21 protein-coding genes are annotated in these 25,950 nt (G+C 32.7%); 6 read left to right on the top strand and 15 right to left on the bottom strand.

Going from position 1 to position 25,950, the window contains the following annotated elements; genetic code table 11:
• Positions 1-159: 159 nt before the first annotated feature.
• The gene (locus E0F76_RS01040; RefSeq protein ID WP_132000485.1) at positions 160-2,589 is read left to right on the top strand and encodes a hybrid sensor histidine kinase/response regulator; all 2,430 of its coding nucleotides are present in this window, start codon (positions 160-162) and stop codon (positions 2,587-2,589) included.
• Here E0F76_RS01040 and E0F76_RS01035 read toward each other — a convergent pair.
• The 3 genes from E0F76_RS01035 to E0F76_RS01025 all read right to left on the bottom strand — a co-directional run bounded on the left by E0F76_RS01035 (position 2,586) and on the right by E0F76_RS01025 (position 4,695).
• On the bottom strand, positions 2,586-3,923 hold the full coding sequence (locus tag E0F76_RS01035; RefSeq protein ID WP_132000484.1) for a sigma-54-dependent transcriptional regulator: 1,338 nt from the start codon (positions 3,921-3,923) through the stop codon (positions 2,586-2,588). The two genes, E0F76_RS01040 and E0F76_RS01035, sit on opposite strands and share 4 nt — an antisense overlap.
• A gap of 116 nt (positions 3,924-4,039) precedes the next feature.
• Positions 4,040-4,333: a hypothetical protein gene (locus E0F76_RS01030; RefSeq protein ID WP_132000483.1), complete on the bottom strand. Its 294-nt coding sequence runs from the start codon at positions 4,331-4,333 to the stop codon at positions 4,040-4,042.
• 56 nt (positions 4,334-4,389) lie between these two features.
• Complete coding sequence (locus E0F76_RS01025) at positions 4,390-4,695, bottom strand: hypothetical protein (RefSeq protein WP_132000482.1); 306 nt, start codon at positions 4,693-4,695, stop codon at positions 4,390-4,392.
• Between the two features lie 660 nt (positions 4,696-5,355).
• Between E0F76_RS01025 and E0F76_RS01020 the strand changes: the two genes are divergently transcribed.
• On the top strand, positions 5,356-6,018 hold the full coding sequence (locus tag E0F76_RS01020) for a porin family protein (RefSeq protein WP_246021946.1): 663 nt from the start codon (positions 5,356-5,358) through the stop codon (positions 6,016-6,018).
• On the opposite strand, the gene E0F76_RS01015 is transcribed toward E0F76_RS01020, so the two are convergent.
• From E0F76_RS01015 to E0F76_RS01000, 4 genes are all read right to left on the bottom strand, one after another.
• On the bottom strand, positions 6,013-6,618 hold the full coding sequence (locus tag E0F76_RS01015; protein WP_132000480.1) for a hypothetical protein: 606 nt from the start codon (positions 6,616-6,618) through the stop codon (positions 6,013-6,015). The genes E0F76_RS01020 and E0F76_RS01015 overlap by 6 nt on opposite strands.
• A 73-nt stretch (positions 6,619-6,691) precedes the next feature.
• The gene (gene rpoN, locus E0F76_RS01010; protein WP_132000479.1) at positions 6,692-8,167 is read right to left on the bottom strand and encodes an RNA polymerase factor sigma-54; all 1,476 of its coding nucleotides are present in this window, start codon (positions 8,165-8,167) and stop codon (positions 6,692-6,694) included.
• A gap of 92 nt (positions 8,168-8,259) precedes the next feature.
• Positions 8,260-9,693, bottom strand: a complete 1,434-nt coding sequence (asnS, locus tag E0F76_RS01005) for an asparagine--tRNA ligase (RefSeq protein WP_132000478.1) — start codon at positions 9,691-9,693, stop codon at positions 8,260-8,262.
• A gap of 231 nt (positions 9,694-9,924) precedes the next feature.
• Positions 9,925-12,336, bottom strand: coding sequence for an efflux RND transporter permease subunit (locus E0F76_RS01000; protein WP_132000477.1), 2,412 nt, complete (start codon positions 12,334-12,336; stop codon positions 9,925-9,927).
• 394 nt (positions 12,337-12,730) lie between these two features.
• On the opposite strand from E0F76_RS01000, the gene E0F76_RS00995 reads away from it, so the two are divergent.
• On the top strand, positions 12,731-13,747 hold the full coding sequence (locus tag E0F76_RS00995) for a cation:proton antiporter (RefSeq protein WP_407920978.1): 1,017 nt from the start codon (positions 12,731-12,733) through the stop codon (positions 13,745-13,747).
• A gap of 59 nt (positions 13,748-13,806) precedes the next feature.
• Here the strand turns inward: E0F76_RS00995 and frr are convergent, their stop codons facing one another.
• Positions 13,807-14,370 carry a ribosome recycling factor gene (frr, locus tag E0F76_RS00990; protein ID WP_132000475.1) on the bottom strand — a complete coding sequence of 188 codons (564 nt, stop codon included), beginning with the start codon at positions 14,368-14,370 and terminating at the stop codon, positions 13,807-13,809.
• 70 nt (positions 14,371-14,440) lie between these two features.
• Complete coding sequence (pyrH, locus tag E0F76_RS00985) at positions 14,441-15,148, bottom strand: UMP kinase (protein ID WP_132000474.1); 708 nt, start codon at positions 15,146-15,148, stop codon at positions 14,441-14,443.
• A gap of 157 nt (positions 15,149-15,305) precedes the next feature.
• Here pyrH and E0F76_RS00980 point away from each other — a divergent pair, with 157 nt between their 5' ends.
• Positions 15,306-15,902, top strand: a complete 597-nt coding sequence (locus E0F76_RS00980) for a thioredoxin family protein (RefSeq protein WP_132000473.1) — start codon at positions 15,306-15,308, stop codon at positions 15,900-15,902.
• A gap of 740 nt (positions 15,903-16,642) precedes the next feature.
• Here E0F76_RS00980 and truB read toward each other — a convergent pair.
• Genes truB through E0F76_RS00960 form a run of 4 tightly spaced genes read right to left on the bottom strand, consistent with a single transcriptional unit; the run spans position 16,643 to position 19,305 of the window.
• On the bottom strand, positions 16,643-17,338 hold the full coding sequence (gene truB / locus E0F76_RS00975; protein ID WP_132000472.1) for a tRNA pseudouridine(55) synthase TruB: 696 nt from the start codon (positions 17,336-17,338) through the stop codon (positions 16,643-16,645).
• Positions 17,338-18,135, bottom strand: coding sequence for an undecaprenyl-diphosphate phosphatase (locus E0F76_RS00970; RefSeq protein WP_132000471.1), 798 nt, complete (start codon positions 18,133-18,135; stop codon positions 17,338-17,340). Before E0F76_RS00970 ends, truB begins: the two co-directional genes overlap by 1 nt.
• Positions 18,136-18,378, bottom strand: a complete 243-nt coding sequence (locus E0F76_RS00965) for a DUF3098 domain-containing protein (protein ID WP_132000470.1) — start codon at positions 18,376-18,378, stop codon at positions 18,136-18,138.
• A 51-nt stretch (positions 18,379-18,429) separates the two neighbouring features.
• Complete coding sequence (locus E0F76_RS00960; protein ID WP_132000469.1) at positions 18,430-19,305, bottom strand: cell division protein FtsX; 876 nt, start codon at positions 19,303-19,305, stop codon at positions 18,430-18,432.
• Between the two features lie 327 nt (positions 19,306-19,632).
• On the opposite strand from E0F76_RS00960, the gene leuS reads away from it, so the two are divergent.
• Positions 19,633-22,887, top strand: coding sequence for a leucine--tRNA ligase (gene leuS / locus E0F76_RS00955; RefSeq protein WP_132000468.1), 3,255 nt, complete (start codon positions 19,633-19,635; stop codon positions 22,885-22,887).
• Positions 22,888-23,191: 304 nt separating this feature from the next.
• Positions 23,192-23,884, top strand: coding sequence for a zinc metallopeptidase (locus E0F76_RS00950; RefSeq protein ID WP_132000467.1), 693 nt, complete (start codon positions 23,192-23,194; stop codon positions 23,882-23,884).
• Positions 23,885-24,060: 176 nt separating this feature from the next.
• Here E0F76_RS00950 and gldD read toward each other — a convergent pair whose 3' ends face one another.
• The gene (gldD, locus tag E0F76_RS00945; protein ID WP_132000466.1) at positions 24,061-24,624 is read right to left on the bottom strand and encodes a gliding motility lipoprotein GldD; all 564 of its coding nucleotides are present in this window, start codon (positions 24,622-24,624) and stop codon (positions 24,061-24,063) included.
• Between the two features lie 7 nt (positions 24,625-24,631).
• Positions 24,632-25,927 carry a gliding motility-associated protein GldE gene (locus tag E0F76_RS00940; protein ID WP_132000465.1) on the bottom strand — a complete coding sequence of 432 codons (1,296 nt, stop codon included), beginning with the start codon at positions 25,925-25,927 and terminating at the stop codon, positions 24,632-24,634.
• Positions 25,928-25,950: the final 23 nt, after the last annotated feature.

Raw genomic sequence — 25,950 nt, 5'->3', positions numbered from 1 at the left:
AATCACTTCAATCACTTCAATCACTTCGATTATGGAAAATGAACAAAATTAAGTATGTTCAAAGAAATAATCAATTGAAATCGTGCAAAATACACTTAAAGAAAACATAAAGTCTACAACTTTATCAATAGTCTATTCTTCTAATTTTTATCTTTGAGAATGGATAAAAAGAATTACATCCCAGTAAAGTATCTCATAGGTTACTTGATAATAATAGCCCTTTTTATTAGTGTGGTTTGGTTCTTATACGCCGAAAACAAACATTTTGCCAATACCCAAAAAGAAAATGTATTAGAAAGTAGTACCATTTTAAAAGTAAGTAATTTGCTTACTGAAATCAACAAGACAGAAAATTTGGCTCGAGTAGCCATCCAATCTAATAAAGCCAGTAATTTTAAAAAATATCTGGACAAAAGTAGTGCGTTATACATCACTATCGATTCACTAAAAAGGCATTTGCCGAGCCAAAATCAAATCATTTTACTGGATAGTGTTAAAGTTTTGTTGACCAAAAAAACAAAAAATATTGAAAAATTAAAGTCTATTAAAAATAGAACTGAAGGAGAAACTGCGGTAACGAATGCGATTGTCGATTTGACCAAAATGGAAGCTTCTTTGCGAAAACTAGAAATCAAAGATTTTGTAAAACATCCCTCTCAAATGGGGTCGTATCAACGAGACGTGCTTAATAAATACATATCCTATTTAAACCAGAATATTCCAGACGACAGTTCAAATACGCTCACTAAAAAAGCAACGGATTCAATTTTGATGGTTTCAAAAAAATTACTCAACGAAGTTAAAATAAAAACGGAGCAAAAAAAGCAATTGATGAGCAATGAGGAAAATGCACTCAGCAAAAACGAACTTTTGATCTCAAAACAACTACAAAAAGTATTGACAGTTATCGAAACTGAAATTATAAAAAACTCGACTGAAAGTTATCTTGACCGAGAAAAGTCCCTCGGAAAAACAAATCAGATTGTAACAACTGCGGCCATTATTGGTCTTTTGCTCGCTTTGTTGTTTTTAATTATTATTTTGAATGATTTTTCAAAAAGTCAATTATATAAAAAACAACTGGAAGCGGCCAATGCAAATACTCAAAAAATCCTAAGCAGTCGGGAGCAACTTATCGCAACTGTTAGTCATGATTTGAAAACGCCACTGAGCACCATCATTGGTTATACTGAACTGCTGACCAATACACCACTCAATAATAAACAACAACATTTTGTAGAAAATGTAAAAGGTTCTTCTAATTATATTGCGCAATTAGTGCAGGATTTATTAGATTTTACTCAAATAGAAGCTGGGAAAATCGCGGTCGAAAAGGTTTCTTTTTCATTGCCCAAAATAATTGGGGAAGTCGCCGAAAGTATTTCATCTGTTTATCAAAGTAAATCCATAGAACTGACGTTAAACATTAGTCCCGAACTGCAGCAAAACATCATTGGCGATCCTTTTCGACTCCGACAAATAATCACTAATGTTATTGGAAATTCTTTCAAATTTACCGAGAAAGGATTTATAAAGATTGAAGCGTCCATCAATTCATCTTTGAAAACCATTACAATTCTTGTTGAAGATTCTGGAATCGGGATTGCTGAACAAAGCCAGCAATTGATTTTTGAAGAATTTACCCAAGCCAACGAACATATTGAAAAAGAATATGGTGGTACAGGATTGGGCTTGACCATTTCTAAAAAAATAGCACATATCCTAGGTGGCGATTTGAGTCTTAGCAGCGAATTGGGAAAAGGAACTACGATTAAAATCGAAATGCCATTGTTTTTTGATGAAGCCGTTAGTATGAAAAACGCTTCGTTAAGTACTTATCTACCAACGCAAGTTAAGGTAGTTGTTATTGATGACGATGTTAATTTATTGAAATTAACTGCCGAAGTACTCAAACAAAATCAGTTTGTTCCAATCCCTTTTACATTGGCAACAGACGCTTTAGACTGGATAGCAAACAACTCTTTTGATTGTATTCTTACGGATATTCAAATGCCTATAATGGATGGTTTCTCTTTTGTTCAAGAACTGAAAAAGAGGGCTAATACAAACTATAAGAACCAAGCTGTAATTGCTATTACGGGTAAAAACGATCTTGATTTAGACGGATATAGAAAGAGGGGCTTTACAACTGTAATACATAAACCTTATTCGCCCACAACACTCATTCAAATTGTAGAAGCCATTGTAAATAGAGAAGAAGTTGCGCATGCTGCTAATGTAATTGAGCCCAAAATGCCTCATGAAACCTATACTTTAGATAATATTAAAGCTTTTTTGCCCAATGAAAAGGAATCGCTAATAGAAGTCATTCAGTCGTTTATGGATAGTACTGCTGATAATTTGAAAACTTTAGAACAAGCTATTATTCTCGGAAATCAGGCCGAAAGTAAAAATAGTGCACATAAAATGAATCCGATGTTCAAACAGATTCGGGCTCATGAAATTAGTGTGATATTGGATCAATTGGAATTAAAAGACAATAGTTTAGCCGAAATTACAAGCCTTTTCGAAACGGTAAAACCAAAAATAATGACTCTTTTTGAATTGTTGAAAAAGGAAATCAACTAATCAATTTCGTAGCGTTTGAGTTTGTTGTATAGCGTTTTGCGAGTAATTTGAAGTAATTTAGCAGCTTCTGATTTATTATTGTCAGTTTGGTCTAATGCATCCAAAATAGTGTCTTTTTCGCTTTTAGATAACGACAAATCGAGTGATGCATTATTCTGATCTAGAAAAAACTCAAGGGGTAAGCTTGTTTTTTCAATAAAATCACCTTTGGTCAAAAGGGTGGCTCGCTTGACACAGTTTTTCAGTTCGCGAAGGTTGCCAGGCCATTTGTATTTTTGAAAAATAGCACTCACTTCTGATGAAAAACCGATGACCTGTTTGTTTAGCTCTTCATTGGCTTTTTCGAGAAAAAAATCGGCAAACATAATTAAATCGGCTTCTCTTTCTACTAAAGACGGTGAATGAATGGAAAATTCATTAATACGATGGTATAAATCTTCTCTAAAATCTCCTTTTTTAACTGCTTCTCGCAAATCCTCATTTGTAGCCGAAATAATGCGAATATCGACAGCAATTTCTTTGTTGCTTCCAACTGGTTTGATTTTGCGTTCCTGCAAAGCACGCAGCAATTGGATCTGATTTTCATACGAAAGATTTCCTATTTCATCCAAAAAAAGAGTACCATTATTAGCAGCCTCAAAAAAACCAATTTTATCATTGTTGGCCCCTGTGAAAGATCCTTTTACATGACCAAAAAACTCACTTGCTGCCAATTCTTTGGGAATCGAACCACAATCTACTGCAATAAAATTATCAGCATTTCTGGAGCTTATTTGGTGGATGTTTTTAGCAATTACCTCTTTTCCTGTTCCACTTTCGCCCGTAATCAAAACGGACATAGCGGTAGGTCCAACCAACTCAATATATTCGGCTAGTTGCAACGAAGCTTTGGAAATTCCTTTGACAAATTCGGCTGCAGGGGTATTGGATTTTTTTTTGGGTTTTAGAATGGCTTTTGAAGGGATTTCTTTTTTTGATTCTTGAAAGACATTAGCAATGACCAAAAGTACTTCGTCGGGATTGAAAGGTTTCGAAAGATAATCGGCTGCTCCATTTTTCATCGCCTTTACCGCAGTGCTCACTTCTGAATATCCTGTCATCAAAATAACGGGAATGTCTGCAAACTGCATTTTAATTTCAGACATAAGAGCAATTCCATCGGTGTCGGGAAGTCTTAAATCGGTAATAATGAGATCGTATCGGGTTGTTTTGATTTTATTTCTAGCCTCATCAGCTGAGAAAGCTGTTGCTATTTCATACCCGTTTTTTATTAGAAATTTTTCTAATAATTTACAAAATGAAACATCATCCTCAATTAATAAAATCGTTTTCATGTATTTCTAAACTTTACTGCTAAAATAAAGTTATTAAAATTGGATATTCATAATATTATGCAAAAAAGAGCGATTGTTTTTAAAACAATCGCTCTTGATTAAAAAAAGATTAATCTTTATTTAGTAATCCAGTTCCCATCGGCATCCGCAAAAACAGTAGCACTCTGGTCTTTGACTGTCAATTCTAACTTATATTGATTTTGCTTATTCATGTACGCTGCCTTAATTTTTGAACCTGGGTAAGTAGCTTCAGTCGCTTTTGTAACTGCTTCTGGTAATTTATCCATGCTGATTTCGGTGTACTCGTCTTGAACTTTTGCTTGTTGTTCTACTGGTGTAGATTCAACAGCTTGAGCAAATGTTGTGAAACTTCCTAAAATGATGGCTGCTGATAAAATTAACTTTTTCATGCTATTTTGAATTTAAATGTTTTTTAAAATGTTCTTTACGATGTTTTTGTTTGGGATTATTTTTGAATCCATTTTCCGTTTTCGTCTACCCAAAGATTTCCTTTTCTTTCTCCTACTGTTACGTCTAATTTGTACTCTTTCTTTTCGTTCACATAGGCTTTATCTACAACAGCTGCTGAGAATGAAGTCTTCAATGCAGTTGTGACAGCTTCAGGAATTTCTTCTAATTTGATTTCGGTAAATTCATCTTTTACAACTACTGCAGTTGAATCTTGAGCAGCTTGAGGAGAAGGTGGAGCAGCTTGAGCAAATGTTGATAAACTCCCTAATACGATAGCTGCGGATAAAATTAATTTTTTCATGATATTTAATATGTAATTTATTTATACTTGTTTGATGATAAGGTTAAAGGAAAGAACCGTACCGTTTTGTATAACAAAGAAGTCAAACTGCTTAATGCTATTAAAAACAGGCACTTAGAATAAAAGTGTTATTTAGTAGATAGTGTAAAAACTGTGTAATTTGGAAATGAAACTGTGTAATTTTTACCCATCATAGCTAAATTGTTATGGTATTACCACGAATTGAGTGGGTTATATCAAATAGGGACTATTAATAAATAAAGCATAAAAACAAACTGACCATTAAGAAATTTAAGATTCGTTAAGGTATAATGGCTTAATGAATCTTAAATTTCTTAATGGTTTAGAATTTAAAATTTAATCTTAAATTTAAAAAAACCACACTATTTATGGTAGAACCTTTTTTATAGATTAACCGCTCGTATATTATTTGACAGAAAGTCAAAAAGAAGTGTAAAAAGAATTTGTAGTGGGGATTTGGTCGAAATTACTAAAAAAGACTAATTTTATTCTAGCTTTAAATAAAGAATCAATTTTTAGCAGTGACTTATGATTCTATGCCACCGTTTATATTATAATTATTGAACCCGAAAAGCCTATTTTTTTTGTAATTTTATCCCACAAAATTTAATTATGCGATTCTTTCTTAAAATATTTCTTTTGTTTTCAGTTATCAACGTTTTCTCGCAAAATTCAGTTGATGTTGTGACAACCAAGAAAATTGATTCCCTTTATAGAGAAGATCAATTTTATTTTGGTTTTACACTAAATACTTTACAAAATAAACCTACTGGTTTAACTCAGAATAAATTCTCTCCAGGTGTATCTTTTGGCTTTTTAAGAGACATGCCGATAAACAAAAAAAGAACAATTGCTATTGCACCAGGACTGGGATTTGCAATTAATAACTACAATCAAAACTTAGCGGTTACTTTAAATAATACTACGCCTGTTTACGAAGTAATTAGTACGGATTATCGTAAAAACAAAATTTCGCATTTTTTAGTAGAAGTACCTCTTGAATTTAGATGGAGATCCTCGACGTATGAAAGTTATAAATTTTGGAGAATTTATGGGGGTTTTAAGCTAGGTTATTTACTTTATGATAGATCTGTATATGATAAATCGAACAGTAAAATTATTGTTTCTAATAACAAAGATTTTAATAAAATGCACTACGGGGCGTATCTTTCAACGGGATATAATTCTTTAAATGTTTATGTGTATTATGGTTTAAATTCTTTATTTAAAACCGCTAAAACAAGTACGGAATCTATAGATATGAATGCATTGAATATTGGAATTATGTTCTACATTTTATAACCAAATTTGCATTAACAGTACTTGCGGAAGCATTCCTAAAAAAAAACCAATAACCAATTCAATGTTGGTATGTGCTTTCATTTCTAATCTAGAGGCAGCTACAAAACCATTCATCAGCACTAAAAAGAATATCAAATTAATTTGCTCCATTTGTGAATGAATACTTAATCCAATAACAAAAATAGTTATGGAGCTAATGGCCATCATGTGCAAACTAGCTTTTATTTTAAAGAATAATAAAACCACTGCCAAGACGGTGCTTAATAATCCTGCCAAAAAGAAAAAATGCAATTCCGGATAATATTCTATTGTAACCGTTTTTCTAACTAATAATATAATCAAAAAACACTGAATAATTAATGGTAACTTACGTTGTGTAATAGTTGCCATCATTATGGAATCAACTTTTCCAACTGTACGCAATAAAAAGAAACAGAGAATAGGAATAAGAATCGTTATTAAAGCTATTTGAAGTAAAAGGAAGAATCCTTCTAATGTTGTAAAAAACGAACTATTTAAATATAAATAAATCATTCCAGCATACACCGAAATGAATATGGGGTGGAATATATAAGAGAAAAAAGGCAGGATTTTTTTCAAAGTAAATTTCTATTGTTTAAACAAAATATCGCTTGTTGACATTTCTTAATCTAAGATTTTAAAATATACAATCTTAAATCTTTTTTCTCATTCTCGCAACAGGGATGTCTAACTGTTCTCTGTATTTTGCAATGGTTCTTCTTGCAATTGGGTAGCCTTTTTCTAAAAGAATTTCGGCCAATTGATCATCAGGTAATGGTTTTTGTTTGTCTTCTTCTTCAATTATGTTTTGTAGAATTTTTTTGATTTCAAGTGTCGAAACATCTTCACCTTGGTCATTTTTCATCGATTCCGAGAAAAATTCTTTAATCAGTTTTGTTCCATAAGGAGTTTCTACATACTTGCTGTTGGCCACACGAGAGATAGTTGAAATGTCGAGTCCAACTAAATCTGCAATATCTTTCAAAATCATTGGTTTGAGCTTAGTTTCATCACCTTCAAGAAAATAATCTTGTTGGTATTGCATAATCGAATTCATCGTTACATACAATGTTTCTTGTCTTTGTTTGATAGCGTCGATAAACCATTTTGCGGAATCCAATTTTTGTTTGATAAACTGCACAGCATCTTTTTGAGCATTAGATTTATCGCGAGAACTTTTGTACGTCTCCATCATAACCTGATAATCTTTGGAAACATGCAGAGAAGGAGCATTTCTTCCATTTAACGTTAAAACCAATTCTTCGTCAACGATACGAATAGAAAAATCGGGTACAACATTTTCAGTAATTTTATTGTTTCCTGTAAATGATCCGCCAGGCTTTGGATTCAGTCTTTCTATTTCGTGAATAGCAGTTTTGAGTTGCTCATTCGAAACATTGTATTTCTGAAGTAATTTATCGTAATGTTTTTTGGTAAAAGCATCAAACTGGTTTTCGATAATGTCGATTGCCAAATCTACATATTCAGTTGGTGTTTTGTGTTTTAATTGCAGTAACAAACATTCCTGCAAATCACGTGCACCCACTCCTGATGGTTCTAACTCATGAATGATGTGCAACATGGTTTCGACTGTTTTTTCATCAGTATAAATACCTTGGGTAAAGGCCATATCATCAACTATATCTTGAACGCTTCGTCTTATATAACCCATGTCATCAATGCTTCCTACAAGGAATTCTGCAATATCACGCTCTTTATCATCCAAGATAAAAGTATTCAACTGATTGATTAAATCTTGGTGAAAACTAATTGGAGAAACAAGTGGTGATTCACGTACTTCGTCATCATCACTGTAATTATTAGCTTGGGTTTTGTAATCTGGAGTGTCGTCGTCGCTTAAATATTCATCAATATTGACATCGCTAGTATCTTCGTTTTCATTGTCGTCATAATCATCAAATTCATCGTTGGTGTCATCGTTGTCGAACTCGTCATTATCGTAATTTTCATCCTCTTCTGCACCCGTTTCCAAAGCCGGATTTTCGTTCATTTCTTCCAGTAAACGTTGTTCGAATGCTTGTGTAGGCAATTGAATTAACTTCATCAACTGAATTTGTTGTGGAGATAACTTTTGGGTAAGTTTAAGATTTAGAAATTGTTTTAACATTTGTATTTTTTGTTTAAAGGTTTAAAGGTTTAATTGTTTAAGGTTGCTGTGTTTTAAACAACATTAAACTTTTTCAAACAACATTAAACTTTTTAGAAATCTGCATTTTGTGGTGTTCTTGGAAAAGGAATTACGTCTCGAATGTTCGTCATTCCAGTTACAAAAAGCACTAATCTTTCGAATCCAAGTCCAAAACCAGAGTGCATGGCACTTCCGAATCTTCGGGTATCTAAATACCACCATAATTCTTCTTCGTCAATCCCTAAGGCTTTCATTTTTTCGACCAAAACGTCAAAACGTTCTTCTCTTTGTGAACCTCCAACAATTTCCCCGATTCCTGGGAAAAGGATGTCCATTGCACGAACTGTTTTTCCGTCTTCGTTCAAACGCATATAAAATGCTTTAATGTTAGCTGGGTAATCAAACAGAATTACGGGACTTTTAAAGTGTTTTTCTACTAAATAACGCTCATGTTCTGATTGAAGATCTGCACCCCATTCGTTGATGATATATTGAAATTTTTTCTTTTTATTTGGGGTGCAATCTCTTAAAATGTCGATTGCTTCAGTGTAAGATACTCTTTTGAAATTGTTTTCTAAAACAAAATTCAATTTTTCTAACAAGGCCATTTCACTTCTTTCGGCTTGTGGTTTTGATTTTTCTTCGTCTAATAAACGACTTTCCAAGAATTTTAAATCATCACCACATTTGTCCATGGCGTATTTAATCACATATTGGATAAAATCTTCGGCCAAGTCCATATTGTCATTCAAATCATTGAAAGCCACTTCGGGTTCAATCATCCAAAATTCCGCCAAATGACGTGAAGTATTGGAGTTTTCTGCTCTAAAGGTTGGTCCAAAAGTATAAATCTGACCTAAAGCCATGGCAAAAGTTTCGCCTTCTAATTGACCAGAAACCGTAAGATTGGTGTGTTTTCCAAAGAAATCTTTTTTATAATCGATGTTGCCTTCCTCTGTTTTAGGCAAATTGTCTAATGGCAATGCAGTAACTTGAAACATTTCTCCAGCACCTTCAGCATCAGCTCCAGTGATAATTGGCGTGTTGACATATACAAAGCCTTTTTGTTGAAAATAGCTATGAACAGCAAACGATAAAACGGAGCGAACACGCATAATTGCTCCAAAAGCATTGGTGCGAACTCTCAAGTGTGCATTTTCACGTAAAAATTCCATCGAGTGTTTCTTTGGTTGCATTGGGAATTTCTCTGCATCGGAATCGCCAAGAATCTCTAATTTTGAAACCTTAATTTCATATTTTTGACCCGCTCCTTTGCTTTCTACTAAATCTCCAGTAACCGAAACGGCTGCTCCAGTGGTAATTCTTTTCAGCGTTTCTTCGGCTGTGTTTTCAAAATCGACGACACATTGTATGTTATTGATAGTCGAACCATCATTCAACGCAATAAATTGATTGTTTCTAAAAGTTCTAACCCAACCTTTTGCATTTATAGTTTGAAGTATGGTTGCGCTATTTAGTAAGTCTTTAACTCTAGTGTGTTTCATTTTTGAATATGGAATTAAATTTACTTTATAGTATCAATTTCAATTGAAATCGAATCGAATTACAAATATAATTGATTTTGTTGATAGTTTTGTAACCGCGATATAAGTGAAAATCCTTTTGTGTCTTTTTTCAACACAAAGAATTACTTCAAAAAACTTTCATTAAATAGAAGTCCAGTATACTTCGTTTATAACGAATAAATGGAAAACTTCTAAAAATGAATTTTATAATTATTTGTCACTGTCTTCATTATCATTTACTCCGTGATCCAAAACATCTATTTTTGGTTCGATGAATTCCTGTTTGTTGGCCAGTTTTTTATTTAATGTCAATACCAATGAAGGCAATAAAATTAAGTTGGACAGCATTCCAAACACTAAAGTGATGGCAACTAATCCTCCTAAAGCGACTGTTCCGCCAAAATCGGATAATAAAAATACAGAGAATCCAGCAAATAAAACTACAGAAGTATAAAACATACTAACACCAGCTTCTTTTAAAGTCGCAAAAACAGAGCGTTTTATTTTCCAATTGTTTTTAACTAATTCCTGTCGGTATTGTGCAAGAAAGTGAATGGTGTCGTCGACTGAAAGACCAAAGGCGATACTAAATACTAAAATTGTCGAGGGTTTTAAGGGAATGCCAAAATAGCCCATAAGACCAGCAGTTATAATCAAAGGAAGTAAATTAGGAATAATAGCAACGACCACCATTATAAAAGAGCGGAACATAAAAGCCATTAATAATGCAATCAAGAAAATGGCAAAAAGAAGGGAAGAAACGAGGTTGTCTAACAAGTATTTTGTGCCTTTTTCGAAAACTAATGCTTTTCCAGTCATCGTGACTTTGTATCGATCAGCTGGGAAGACTTTATTGATTTTGGCTTGGAGTTTATTTTCAATTTTCCCCATGTTTCCAGTATCAATGTCCCTCATAAAAGTGGTAATTCGGGCTGTTTGACCTGTGCTGTCCACATAGCTTTTCATGATGTTCTTTTGAGTGTTTTTTGTTGCATTTTTTGCATAACTCAAAATGAAGGATTGCTCTTGAGCAGTAGGTAGCGCATAAAACGCTGGATTTCCGTTGTAGTAAGCCTGTTTGGAATATTTTACAAGATTTAGGATTGATATGGGTTTTGAAAGTTCTGGAATTTCTTCAATAGTGTTTTGAAGTTCATCCATCTTTTTCAAAGTAGAAAGTTTCATTACCCCTTTTTTTCTTTTGGTATCGATAGTGATTTCTAAAGGCATTATCCCATCAAACTCTTTTTCGAAAAACAGAATGTCCTTGAAAAAACCAGTTTTTTGGGGCATGTCTTCAATTAAACTTCCCGATGTTTTGATTTGGAAAGCACCATAAAGACTAATAACAAATAAAAATAAAGCTACAATGTAGACATGAGTTTTGTTTTGTCGCACCATTTTTTCTATCCAAGTCATTAAAACTCGAGTGTAATTTCGATTTAAATGTTCAAGATGTTTGGCTTTTGGAATTGGTTGATAACTATAATAAATGGGTATAATAATCAAGCACAAAAAGAATAAAGCCATTATACTCACCGAAGCGACAATACCAAATTCCTTCAATAATTCACTTTTTGTGATTATAAAAGTAGCAAAACCTGCAGCGGTTGTTAGATTAGTCATTAATGTTGCGGTTCCTACTTTTGTAATTACTCGTTGTAGTGCGCGCGCTTTATTGCCATGAGCCAGAAATTCTTGTTGGTATTTATTGGTTAGAAAGATACAATTTGGAATTCCAATTACAATTACTAATGAAGGTACAACTGCCGTTAGTACAGTAATTTCATAATTGAATAAGCCTAAAAAACCGAAAGTCCACATTACGCCAATAATTACAATTACCAATGAGATTAATGTAGCTCTGTGAGATCGGAAAAAGAAAAAGAAGATTAATGAAGTAATAAATAATGAAGCGCCTATAAACAAACTTATTTCGTCAACAATACTTTTTGCATTCAAAGTTCTAATGTAAGGCATTCCAGAAACACGCAAATCGATGCCAGTTTCTTTTTCGTAGGCTTCTATTTTTGGAATAAAATAGTTGAGGATAAAATCTTTACGATGGGCTGTATTTACTATTTTTTTATCTAAATATATCGCCGAACGGATGGTTTTACTTTTTTTATTGAACAATAAACCTTCGTAAAAAGGCATGTTTTTAAATAAATCAGTTTTGACTGAAGTGAGATAATTGGTGTTGTTTATTCTGGTTTGATCAACAAAAGGGACTAATTCAAAGGTTTCTTTTTGTTCGTTTTTTTGTAATTTTTTCAAATCACTTACTGAAACTACAAGATCAATTTCTTTTTGATTTTTAAAATCAGCCATTAATTTATTCCAAGCTCCAAAGGCTTTCGGCGTAAAAAAAGTTTTGTCTTTAACAGCTACAACGATAAGATTGCCCTCTTCGCCAAATTTCTTTAAAAACTCGTTGTATTCAGTATTGACAATGTGATTATCGGGGAGAAGGTTGGCTTCAGTAAATGAGAAACGGATGTTTTTCCATTGTAAACCAAGAAAAATGGTTATTGCCAGGATAATTAAGAGTATTGTAATTCTATTTTTGAGTACAATTCCAGCAATAAATTCCCAGAATCCTACTTTCAATTTCTTTTTCATATCTATTTTAAAAATACCGGCAAAGGTAAGAGAAACTAGAGACTTATGAAAACTTGTGGGATTACATTTAACTAATAATTATGTTGAAATTTTGTAAGTATTAAAATCACTAGAATAATTCTTTCCAATTTTATAATTTATATATTTGAATTTTTCAACATAAAATTATTTACGCGATTTCAATAATTTTATTTGTTCATATAAATTGAATCAATAATTTAATTAAGTAATGTCAGGATCTATAATTATAACGGTTTGTATATTGTTGCTTTTAGCCTATTTTTTTGATATTACATCGTCGAAAACTAAAATTCCATCAATCATATTATTGCTAACCTTGGGGTGGTTTGTGAAGCAGGGTACCGATTTATTAAAAATTTCAATCCCAAATCTCATGCCAATTCTTCCGCTAATAGGTACAATGGGTTTGATTTTAATTGTGCTAGAAGGTTCCCTTGAATTAGAACTTAAAAGATCCAAATTGGCATTAGTTGGAAAATCCATTATTGTTGCTTTCTTACCCATGTTTTTAATAAGCTTTTGTTTGGGGTATGTCTTTTATTATTATGGTAGTGTTTCTTTTAAAGATGGTTTAGCAAATGCGATACCTATTGCCGTTATTAGTAGTGCTGTTGCGATAACTAGTGCTAAAAATTTAATTCCATCTCAAAAAGAATTTATTACTTATGAAAGTAGTTTATCGGATATTTTTGGCGTGCTTTTTTTTAATTTTGTTACGTTGCATGCTGTAATTGATGCAATGACTTTTGGAGAATTCTTTTTAGACTTGGTAGTGATTTTTATAATTTCTTTTGCTGCAAACCTAGGACTTGCCTATTTATTGAGTAAAATAACACACCAAGTAAAGTTTGCTCCCATTATTATTTTGGTTGTATTGATCTATTTTGTTTCAAAAGAGTATCATTTACCAGCCTTGCTTTTCATCTTGTTTTTTGGATTATTTATGGGTAATCTAGATGAATTAACACGATTTAAATTCATTGAAAACTTAAAACCCGAAATACTGAATAAGGAGGTTCATAAATTTAGAGAGTTGACCACTGAATTTACATTCTTGATACGAACCTTATTCTTTTTGTTATTTGGGTTTTTAATTGAAACCAAAGAATTACTTAATCCTAAAACGATAATTTGGTCAGTTTCTATAACCGTTGGAGTGATTTTTATAAGAGCAATATTTTTAAAAATAGTTAAAATCCCTCTAAACCCAATGCTGTTCGTTGCTCCAAGAGGCTTGATTACCATTTTGTTATTTTTGTCTATTCCAGCATTTCAAACAACTGAATTGGTCAATCGATCATTGATTATACAAGTAATTGTCCTGACAGCTTTTGTAATGATGGTTGGATTCATGCTTACGGGAAAAGAAAATAAAGAAAATGCGCTATAAAAAATAAAATCCGTCAAGAAATAAATCAAGACGGATTTGGTATTTTTTTTAAAGTTAGCTTAAACTTTCATAATTTCAGCTTCCTTATTAACCAGATGTTCATCAATTTTTTTTATAAAACTATTGGTTAAGTTTTGAACTTCTTCCTCTGCATTTTTGCAGATATCTTCGGAAGTTCCTTCTTTTTCTAGTTTTTTAATCTCATTATTTGCGTCTTTACGGACATTTCTAATTCCGATTTTAGCATCTTCGGCCTCTGATTTAGCTTGTTTGGCTAAATCTCTTCTGCGATCTTCTGTCAAAGGCGGAACGCTTATAATAATTAAATCTCCGTTATTCATGGGATTAAATCCAAGATTGGCAATCATAATTGCCTTTTCTATCGTGTGCAACATATTCTTTTCGAAAGGCTGCAAAGTGATAGTTCTTGCATCTGGAACACTAATTTTAGAAACTTGTGAAAGAGGTGTTGCAGATCCATAATAATCTACAAATACGCTTCCTAACATAGCAGGAGATGCTTTTCCAGCACGAATATTTAAGAATGCTTTTTCTAAATGGGCAATAGAGCCTTCCATCGATTCTTTCGTACTATCTAAAATAAATTCAATTTCTTCGGTCATATTCTTTGTGTTAAGTGATTAATGTTCCGTATTCAGTTTTTACTGCAAACTGAATACTGAACACTGCTAACTATATATTTACTTCTGTTCCAATATTTTCACCTTCACAAATTTTCAACAAATTACCTTCTTTATTCATGTCAAATATGACAATAGGTAATTTATTTTCCTGACTTAATGTGAATGCTGTTGAGTCCATTACATTCAGGCCTTTTTTAATAACATCATCAAAACTGATACTGTCAAATTTTATAGCCGATTTGTTTTTTTCAGGATCACAATCATAAACGCCATCTACACGAGTGCCTTTTAGAATCACATTGGCATTAATTTCTACACCTCTTAAAACAGCTGCTGTATCAGTGGTGAAATAAGGATTTCCAGTTCCGGCACCAAAGATTACAATTCTGCCTTTTTCAAGGTGACGATCTGCTCTTCTTTTGATATAGGGTTCAGCTATTGATTCCATTTTCAATGCGGTTTGCAAACGGGTTTTCATTCCTTTGTCTTCAAGTGCGCCTTGTAATGCCATACCATTAATAACGGTTGCTAACATTCCCATATAATCACCTTGAACGCGATCCATACCTGCACTAGCTCCGGCAACACCTCTAAAAATATTTCCTCCGCCTATGACAATTGCTATTTCTACTCCTTTGGCATGCACTTTTTTTATTTCATCAGCATATTCGCCTAATCTAACTGGATCAATACCATATTGTCTATCGCCCATTAATGCTTCACCACTTAATTTTAGAAGAATTCTTTTGTACTTCATTGCTTTGTTTTAGTTGAGTTGTGCAAATATAGTCATATTCTGATTTTTGAGAAAATGTTTTTAAAAATTAATATTTGCTAACGACAATTTTTAATCAATGTTACTTGACTGTCCCTTTTAAATCAGTAAATTTGAGTTCAATTTAAATCAGAAACTCATGAAACCAAAAGTTGCCTTAGCATTATTTCATAGTCATTCCTATCTCGAATTTAGAAAGTTAATTGCTGATTTATTACTAGAAGGTAAATCAACGGGAAATAAACAATCGGAAGAATTGACATATAACAGTAAGCTCAATGATATTCGAATGAATCATTTGGATGAAATAATTACGGTATCTGAAGAAAATATATTGAAATTAAATTCACTACAAAAAGAATATATTTGGCTGGTCATTGCTGAAGGTTGGTGTGCAGATGGGGCACAGATTATTCCAATTCTTAATAAAATGGCAGTAGCATCTCAACGAATTGATTTGAAAATTGCATTAAAAAGCGAAAATGAAGATTTACTGAATTTATTTGTAACTAATGGCGAGAATTCAATTCCGAAAGTTATTGTAATTGCTAAACAAACAGCTGCAGTAATGGGAAGTTGGGGGCCAAGACCTCAAGGAGCGGTCGATTTAATGCAAAATTATAAGATAAAACATGGTGTTATAGATGAAGCTGCAAAAACCGATTTGCAAATGTGGTATTTAAACGATAAAGGTATTTCGATCCAAGATGAATTGATTAAATTATTACTTGGGTAGGAAAAATTTGACCACCATCCAAATTCGTATCATTAATTATGTATTTGATTCAATAGGGGAAAAGGTGAGGGTAATGCATTTGTTTCCTAGATGTGCATTGTTTAAATCAATATTTTAAAAAATAAATTAAATTATGGAATTAAAAAAAAATAATGATTTGGGTTTTTTATTTATTTATTTTTTTGTAGTTTTATAATCCCAACCAAATCTATTGTTGTTTAATTTGCTTTTCTTATAGGTGTTTAATTATTGTTTAATAATTTAAAAAACATCATTATGAAAAATCTATTCGAAAGATTCTACGATTACATTTCTACTTTACTATTTGGAAATGAAAAAACCTCTCATTATTAACTAAATTGAAATTTCTATTTATGGTATAAAAATACTTTGATTTAATAAATACATTAAAAACTTAAATTTTAATGTGCTTTGGTTTTCAGATTTGATATACTAGACGATACTTCTTTATAAAAGTCACGTCCTAGCTTTTTTAACCTTATGATCATCGTTTTATATTGCATAAAGCAGTCATATTCGATCCATATTGCATTGCTTTTCTATATCTATAGCTCAAGCGTGGTGAAGATAGTTTTACTACTAGCCACTCAAAAACGAATTCTAGGAATTGCAATGAGCGTATTATTGATATTATGTGTGCTGTGGTTTTTAGGGTTGAAATGTTATCAGTTGCAATTGTACAAAAGTGTTCCTGGATTTGGGTTTTATTTTATTTCTCTTCAGGAGTTTTGTACTGAAGTTTCAAAATCAATCACATCAATTCCGTTAATGACATTATAATCGCCAATTTTTGTTCTGCGAAGAGCAATCAAGTGGGATCCAGAATCCAGAGCTTTCCCAAAATCAAAAGCTAAGGAGCGGATGTAGGTTCCCTTACTACAAACGACTCTAAAATCGATTTCAGGGAGTGCAATACGCGTAATTTCGAATTCGTGTATTGTAGTTTTTCGACTTGCGATCTCCACGGTTTCACCTGCACGAGCGTGTACGTATAAACGAACACCTTCTTTTTTTATGGCTGAATAAATTGGAGGTTTTTGGTCAATTTCTCCTAAAAATTGTTTCACCGTCTCCTGAATTAAAGATTCACATATATGTGAAGTTTCAAAAGTTTGGTCTATTTCAGTTTCTAAATCATACGAGGGTGTTGTTGCGCCAATATAGAATGTACCAGTATATTCCTTTGCTTGACCTTGAAGTTCTGTGATTCTTTTGGTGAATTTTCCTGTGCAAACTAATAATAAACCAGATGCTAATGGGTCAAGCGTTCCTGCGTGACCAATTTTAAATTTTTTTGGAAGTCCCACTTTATTAATTAAGGCATATTTCATTTTATTGACAGCTTGAAACGAGGTCCAATGCAAAGGTTTGTCAATTAAGATGATTTGTCCGTTTAAATAATCTTCTGCAGTCATTAGATTACTGTCAAAGGATGAACGAAAAAGTGGATAGCTATAAGCACAATTCCGGCTATAATTCGATAGTAACCAAATATTTTAAAACCGTGTTTGGTTAAAAAATCAATAAAAGATTTAATAGCAATAAGTGCGACGATAAAAGCTACTACATTTCCAATAATCAAAAAATTGATTTGATCATGAGATAAAACAAATCCATCTTTGTAGTAATCATAACATTTTTTTGCTGTTGCACCAAGCATTGTTGGCACTGCCAGAAAAAATGAAAATTCAGCAGCAGTAGTTCGGGATAATTTTTGCGACATTCCACCTACAATACTGGCACCACTTCTGGATACACCAGGAACCATTGCCAAACATTGAAAAAAACCTATTTTTAATGCCTGTGCATAACTGATTTCTTTTGATGAAGGTGCATTTTCATCAACGGCAAACCATTTGTCTACTTTTAATAATATAATTCCGCCTAGCAAAAGTGAAACAGCAACGGTTAATGGACTTTCTAATAAGGCATCTATTTTTTTACTAAATAATAATCCTAAAACTACTGCAGGCATAAAGGCTACAAGTAATTTAAAATAGAAATCAAAAGTTTGAAAAAAACGTTTGAAATATAAAACGACTACTGATAGAATTGCTCCTAATTGGATAACAATGGTGAAAAGTTTAGTAAATTCGTCGTGCTCAATGCCAAAAAAAGATGAGGCGATAATCATATGTCCTGTTGAAGAAACAGGTAAAAATTCAGTAATTCCTTCAATAATGGCAAGAATAACGGCTTGTAATGTATTCATTTATGCGTTTTTATTATTTTTGAGTATAGCATAAATAGTAATGCCAAAACCTATTAATACTGTTGTTGGGGCCAATCGTATTCTTCTGAAATTAAAAATGTCTTCGTTAAATACATTTGGGTCAGTGCTTCCTCCGCCTGACATTAAAATAAATCCAAGCACAATTACTGCAATGCCAATTAATAGGATTTTATAGTTTACTTTTTCAAAAAGGAATTCGTGTTTTTGTTCTTCGTTTTTCATTTTCATTTTTTTAAAATCTAAAATCTAAAATCTAAAATCTGCAATCTAAAATTAATAAAGATCATCGGTTCTTAAATTCAAAAATCGTTGAGTAGCAAAATAGGTGCTTATCCAAGTAATTAAAACTCCAATTCCAAAAACCATTAATAATACTACGGCAACAAGAATTTTGTTGTCTAAAATTCCTAAATCAGGGAAATTTACTTGAACATAAACTAATACGCCAATCAAAGCGATAATAGCCAAACCAGCACCAATCATTCCTAATTTAATACTTCGCATTACAAATGGTTTTCTGATAAATGATTTTGTAGCACCCACCATTTGCATGGTTTTAATGATAAATCTATTAGAGTGTATGGATAAACGCAAAGAACTATTTATTAATAAAACTGCAATAAAAGTTAGGAAACCACTAATTATTAGGATCCACATGCTTACTTTATTGATGTTGTCATTCACTAAATTAACCAATTGTTTGTCATAAACGATATCTGAAATCATTGGGTTTTTTCGCAATTGACTTTCCACTTTAGTGATGCTGTCTTTAACAACGTAATCTGCTTTTAGGTGAATGTCAAAAGAATTTTGCAAAGGATTTTCACCTAAAAATTCCATAAAATTCTCACCTATTATATCCGTATGTTGCTTGGCCGCAGTTTCTTTACTAACATATACAAATGATTTTGAAAAAGCTTTAGATTTTAATTCTGTTCCAAAATCGTTCAAAATACTATCATTTGCTGTGTTCTTGAAAAACACAGTCATTGCAATTTTTTCTTTAAAATCGTCTGCTAGTTTTTTGGAATTAATTATAAAAAAACCTAAAATTCCCAAAAGGAATAATACTAAGAAAACACTTAGGATTACTGAAAAATAAGAGGAGATTAGTCTGCGTTTTTGAAACTTATCAAATGAAGATACCATAGTTTATTGTAATTATGGGGTAAAAATAACAAAGAATTTCTTTATTTGAAGTTAATAACGCTCAAAGTTTTAACTTTCGTACAATAAATGTAAATTTGCCACTCAATTTTACGCCTTACTTTCAGGATTCAAAACCCAGAATTGCTTAAAAATAAATACTAAATGAGTTTATTTGCGACTGCATTACTCCATTAAAATAAAAATAGAAAAAGGGAATGACTAGAGCTTTTGCGACTGCATGACTCCATTAAAATAAAAATAGAAAAAGGGAATGACTAGAGCTTTTGCGACTGCATGACTCCATTAAAATAAAAATAGAAAAAGGGAATGAAATACAATCCGAACGAAATAGAGGCCAAATGGCAACAATATTGGGCCGAAAATCAAACTTTTGCAGCGCAAAATAATTCCGAAACCCGAGGCGAAGCCAAACTGAGCGTAGCTAAACCAAAATTTTATGTTTTGGATATGTTTCCTTATCCTTCAGGAGCAGGGTTGCACGTGGGGCATCCGCTTGGTTACATTGCTTCAGATGTGTATTCAAGATACAAAAGACATCGTGGATTCAACGTTTTGCATCCAATGGGTTATGATAGTTTTGGATTGCCTGCAGAACAATATGCCATTCAAACAGGACAGCGTCCAGAAGATACTACTTCAGTAAATATTGATGGTGGAGTTGATAAAGAAGGAAATAAAATTGCAGGGTATAGAAAGCAATTGGATAAAATTGGGTTTTCATTCGATTGGAGTAGAGAAGTGCGTACCTCAAACCCGGATTATTACAAACATACACAATGGATTTTTATCCAATTATTCAATTCATGGTACAATAAAAATTCAGACAAAGCGGAAGATATTTCGACCTTGATAGCTGTTTTTTTAACCGAAGGAAATGCAAATGTTGAAGCAGTTTGCGATGAAAATATAATTTCGTTTTCATCCAACGAGTGGAACGCTTTTTCATCTGAAAAACAACAACGAATCCTGTTACAATACCGATTAACGTATTTAGCAGAAACAGAAGTGAACTGGTGTCCTGGATTGGGGACTGTTTTGGCCAATGATGAAATTATAAACGGAGTTTCAGAACGTGGTGGTTTTTCAGTAGTTCGCAAGAAAATGACGCAATGGAGCATGCGAATTTCTGCTTATGCAGAACGGTTGTTGCAGGGTTTAAATGCAATTGATTGGAGTGAAAGCATCAAGGAAAGTCAACGCAATTGGATAGGTAAATCCGTTGGTGCATTGGTCACTTTTCCTATTATAAATGGGAATAAGAATATTAAGAATCAATTGCTTGAAAAAGCTAAAGGATTGAGAGAGAATCCAACAGAAACAGAGCAAATATTATGGCTTAGTTTAAAGTCAAAAGCATTGGATTACAAGTTCAAACATCAATATTTGATTGGAGATTATATTGTTGATTTTGTTTGTCTTTCTAAAAAAATGGTTATTGTAATTAATGAGGAAACTCAGGATTTTCAAAAAGTTACAAATGTAGAAAGAGCAAAAGTTATTGCCGAGAATGGTTTTAAAATTATTCGATTCAATAAGGAAGAAATTATTAGAAACATTGCAGGCGTTTTAGATACAATCACTTTAGAATTAGATGAAATTTCAGAATCAAATTCTGAATTCAAAAAAATTGAAGTTTTTACCACTCGTCCTGATACTATTTTTGGAGTGACCTTTATGACTTTGGCACCAGAACATGAATTGGTAGCACAAATTACTACTCCAGAGCAAAAAGCAGCTGTTGCTGCCTATATCGAAAAAACAGCAAAACGTTCGGAAAGAGAGCGTATGGCAGATGTAAAAACCATTTCGGGTGTGTTTACAGGTGCGTATGCCGAACATCCGTTTACCAAAGAACCGATTCCAGTTTGGATTGGTGATTATGTTTTGGCAGGTTACGGAACAGGTGCTGTAATGGCGGTTCCTTGCGGAGATGAAAGAGATTATGCTTTTGCCAATTTCTTTAAAGGCCAGAGTGGAATGCAGGAAATCAAGAATATTTTTGATAAAGATATTTCAGAAGCTGCTTTTGGAGCGAAAGAAGGATTCCAAATTGTGAATTCGGATTTCCTAAACGGAATGGGTTATAAAGATGCAACCAAAAAAGTCATTGTAGAATTAGAAAAATTAAACCAAGGAAAAGGGAAAATTAATTACCGTTTGCGTGATGCTGTTTTCTCTCGTCAAAGATATTGGGGTGAGCCATTTCCTGTATATTATGTAAATGGCTTACCGCAAATGATTGATCCAAAGCATTTGCCCATCATATTACCAGAAGTGGAGAAATACTTACCAACCGAAGACGGATTACCGCCATTAGGAAATGCTGCGGTTTGGGCTTGGGACAGTGTTCAGTGTTCAGTGGTAAGTGTCCATTTAATTGACAACAAAACTATTTTTCCTCTCGAATTAAATACCATGCCAGGTTGGGCGGGAAGTTCTTGGTATTGGATGCGTTATATGGATGCTGGAAACGAAAACGAATTTGCTAGTAAAGAAGCTTTGGCATATTGGGAAAGTGTCGATTTATATATTGGCGGAAGCGAACATGCCACAGGTCACTTATTGTATTCTCGTTTTTGGAACAAATTCCTAAAGGATAAAGGCTTTGCGCCAACAGAAGAGCCTTTTAAAAAACTGATCAATCAGGGAATGATTTTGGGAATGAGTGCATTTGTTTATAGATTAGATGGAACAAATACTTATGTTTCAAAAAATAAAATAGAAAGCCAAAAAGTGCAACCAATTCACGTTGATGTTTCAATGGTAAATTCATCGGATGAATTAGACATTGAAAAATTCAAAAATTGGAGAGAAGATTATGCCAATGCTGAATTTATTTGTGACGAAAATGGCAAATACATAGTGGGTCGTGAAATTGAAAAAATGTCGAAATCCAAATACAATGTGGTAACTCCAGATGATATTTGCAACGAATACGGAGCAGATACTTTGCGTTTGTATGAAATGTTTTTAGGACCATTGGAACAAGCCAAACCATGGAACACGGCAGGTATTTCGGGAGTTTTTGGGTTTCTTAAAAAATTGTGGCGTTTGTATTTTGATGAAAATGGATTGATTGTCACCAACAACGAACCCTCAAAAGACAGCTTGAAATCTTTACACAAAACCATCAAAAAAGTGGCAGAAGATATTGAAGGTTTCTCTTTTAATACTTCGGTTTCCCAGTTTATGATTTGTGTGAATGAGTTATCAACGCAACGCTGTCATGAAAGAGCGATTTTGGAACCATTGACCATCTTAATTTCATCGTATGCACCGCACATTGCTGAGGAATTGTGGAGTCATTTAGGGAATTCAGACTCAATTGCTACAGTAGCTTATCCAACATTGGATGAGAAACACTTGGTAGAAAGTAGTAAAGAATATCCTGTTTCATTCAACGGAAAAATGCGTTTCACTATCGAATTAGCATTGGATTTATCCAAAGAACAAATCGAGGAAATCATCATGAAAGATGAAAGAACTTTAAAACAACTAGATGGTAGGATTCCCAATAAAATAATCATTGTTCCAGGGAAAGTGATTAATTTAGTGGGATAAAAAGGATACAATATCAATGACAATTTCAATGACAATAAAAAAATGATTTGAAATAAAAATATAAATATTTAATAAAAGTAAAATCCAAATTCTAATGACAATGTATAATTAGAATTTGGATTTTTGTCAATTATACGTTCTCATTGTTATTGCCATTGAAATTGCCATTGAAATTGCTATTGTCATTGAAATTGTTATTGCGATTATTTTAATAAATGTTTAACTAATGACAAGATGGCGTTTTGCTATTTTTGGATTGTATTTTGATGAAGTAGTGTTGTAATATTAATTAAAAAATAAATATATGTTAGGATTTAGTTTGCCATCGTTGATCTTAATGGGCGGAATCATGCTAGCAAGTTGGTTAGTAAGCTCAAGATTGAAAAGTAAATTTGAAAAATACTCTAAATTACATTTGCGAAATGGAATGTCGGGAAAAGAAATTGCCGAAAAAATGCTTGCTGATCACGGAATACGTGATGTACAAGTAATTTCTGTTGCTGGACAATTAACAGATCATTATAATCCAGCGGATAAAACAGTAAACTTGAGCGAAGCGGTTTATAATCAACGAAATGCTGCTGCTGCTGCAGTTGCGGCTCATGAATGTGGACACGCTGTACAACATGCTACGGCTTACAGTTGGTTGGCAATGCGCTCGCAATTGGTTCCAGTTGTAAATGTTGCATCTTCTTATATGCAATGGATTTTGTTGGGTGGAATTTTGATGATTAATTCATTCCCACAATTGTTATTGATTGGAATTGTGATTTTTGCCATGACAACTTTATTTAGTATTGTAACTTTACCGGTAGAATATGATGCGAGTAATCGTGCTTTGGCTTGGTTAGAGAACAAAAGAATGTTATCTCAAGAAGAGCAAGCAGGAGCAAAAGACGCTTTGAAATGGGCTGCAAGAACGTATGTAGTAGCTGCTTTAGGGTCAATTGCTACTTTAATGTATTATATTTCTATTTATATGGGAAGAAGAAACTAAAATATTTAAGATTCTCATAAAAAAATCCAAATTTCATTTTACATAATTGAAATTTGGATTTTCTGTTTTTAAAGGAATGCTTTTTTTGTTTTTACACTCTTCTTGATTGCAGAAGGAATAATAAATAATTGAAAAACAGGCAGTTTTAAGCAACAGCCAAATTCTATAATATCGGGTTATTTCCACTTCAGGGTTTCCATCAAACGCTGCATATCGTTTCTAACGTAACTAGAAGCTGGCATTATGGAATCGAAATTGGGTTTTGCATAAAAATAAACAGAACCCGTTACAAAATGCTTGGTGCTGTCAGTAACATAAAACTGGGAGTTTGTCGCCGCATTCCCATCCACTCTATAAAACATACCAAATACCTTTTTTGAAGGATTCATATAAGGTTGTTCCAGAATGTTATCGGCTTTTATAACATGCTCGTAGGTTAACTTTTGAGCATCACGCAATAAATTATCAATATTATTGTTGACCTTTTTATAAGTCAAATAAATAGTAGCTTTCATTTTTGGATAGCTAATGGTAAAACCGCAATTTTTCTCTCCTTTAATTATGGCTTCCGAATTCATTTCGAATTCAAAAGGACATTCATTTTCGAAATGTAAATATTTGGCTTCTGGGTAATCCAGCCTTAAATAACTAGATGGTTTTGGCATTGCAGCATCTTTACAGCTACTTACGGCCAGTAATACCATAAAAATTAACGAAAACATAATTTGTTTCTTCAACATTTTACTATTATTCAAGAGTGATTTTAATTTGTATAATTCTTTTTTTATCAACTGCTTCAACGGTGAATAAACAATTTTCAAATTGAACAACCTGATTTTTTTTTGGGAAATTACCTAAAATTTCGAGAAGAAATCCCGCCAGAGTTTCCGCTTCTCCCTTTTTTAAATCAAACAATTCTTCATCAACATCAATGACTCTATAAAAATCTTTGAGGTTAGTTTTGCCTTCAAAAAGGTAATTTTTATCATTTATTTTGGTGTAATTAACATTGTTTCCGTCAAACTCATCGCTAATATCCCCAACAATTTCTTCGATAATATCTTCAAGGGAAACCAATCCAGAGGTACCGCCATATTCATCAACAACAATGGCAAGATGGCTTTTCATGGTTTGAAATTCCTTTAATAAATTATCTATTTTTTTGTTTTCAGGAACAAAAAACGGTTCTCGAATCAAGGTTTTCCAATCGAAAGTTTTTTTATTAATATGCGGAAGCAAATCTTTTACAAATAAAACGCCTTCTATCTGATCTATATTGTCTTTGTAAACTGGAATTCTCGAAAATCCATTTGCAATTATTTTAGCATAAATTTCTTCAAATGTATCATCGATGTCTAATGCGAAAATATCTGTTCTCGGACTCATCACCTGTTTCGTGTCTGTGTTTCCAAAAGTGACAATTCCTTCCAAAATCTTTTTTTCTTCAGATGAAGACTCTTCCTTATCAGTTAATTCTAATGCTTGTGATAATTGATTTACAGAAAAGTTAGTTTTTTGTTTCCCTAATTTATTATGCAAATAAATCGTGAGTTTACGCATTGGTAAACTTATTGGAGAAAGTACTTTATCAAGTATCCCAATCGGTATTGCAATCATTTTAGAAAACACAATATTGTTTCTGCTGGCATACACTTTTGGTAAAACTTCGCCAAAAAGCAAGATCAAAAAAGTAACCAAAATCACTTCAATTACAAACTTAAGAACAGGTGAATTTAAATCAGAAAACAAATTTTTTCCAATATAAGCAAACAAAATAACCACTCCAATATTGATAAAATTATTGGCAACTAAAAGTGTTGCTAATAATTTTTTGGGTTTTTCTAAAAGTTCAGCAATGATTTTTCCTTTAGTGGGATCATTGATTAAAGTGTCATCTACATCTTTTTGGGTGAGTGAAAAAAGAGCTACTTCGGCACCTGAAACTAAAGCAGAACAAATGAGCAATGCAACTATTGCAACGAAACCAAATACTAAATTGGTATCTAGTGTGTAAGTAAGAAATAAACTGGGCTCTGGGTCCAAATTAAATAAGATTAGTTAAACAA

Source organism: Flavobacterium cellulosilyticum (genome assembly GCF_004349355.1).
GTDB classification, from domain to species: Bacteria; Bacteroidota; Bacteroidia; order Flavobacteriales; family Flavobacteriaceae; genus Flavobacterium; species Flavobacterium cellulosilyticum.
The sequence above is the reverse complement of the archived record's forward strand: the minus strand, read 5'-3'. Positions and strand labels throughout refer to the sequence as shown.